A 712-nucleotide genomic window follows, 5' to 3' on the forward strand; every position below is an offset into this window, starting at 1 on the left:
ACCGAAGGCGGTGCCCATCCAGGTACGGCCCGTGACCAGCTGAAATGGGCGAGTGGAGATACCGAAGGCGGTGCCCATCCAGGTACGGCCCGTGACCAGCTGAAATGGGCGAGTGGAGATTTCCTGGCCGGCGCCGGCGACGCCGATCACCACCGACTTGCCCCAGCCGCGGTGGCTGGCTTCGAGCGCCTGGCGCATCACCTTGGTGTTGCCGGTGCAGTCGAAGGAGTAGTCGGCACCGCCGATCTGGTCGGCCCCGCGCTTGGTCATGTTGACCAGATAGGGAACGATGTCGCCGTCGACYTCCTTCGGRTTGACGAAATGCGTCATGCCGAARCGTTCGCCCCAGACCTTCTTGTCRTTGTTGAGRTCGACGCCGATGATCATGTCGGCACCSGCGAGCTTSAGGCCCTGGATGACRTTGAGGCCGATGCCGCCGAGGCCGAAGACCACCGCGGTGGCGCCGATCTCCACCTTGGCGGTGTTGATCACCGCACCGATGCCGGTGGTGACGCCGCAGCCGATATAGCAGATCTTGTCGAAGGGGGCATCCTCGCGCACCTTGGCCATCTTGTCCTTGCCGATCGAGAAGCGGCTGGCGAAGGTCGAGCAACCCATATAGTGGTGGATCTTGTCCTTGCCGATCGAGAAGCGGCTGGTGCCATCGGGCATGACGCCCTGGCCCTGGGTGGCGCGGATGGCGGTGCAGAGA

General features: G+C 64.1%; 1 protein-coding gene. It reads right to left on the reverse strand.

Going from position 1 to position 712, the window contains the following annotated elements; all coding sequences use genetic code 11:
- Positions 1-712 (reverse strand): zinc-binding dehydrogenase (locus tag AC1D0P_RS26575; RefSeq protein ID WP_477679465.1); only part of this gene is annotated, 712 nt, incomplete at both ends.

This window comes from Polaromonas sp. P1_G2, assembly GCF_056405515.1.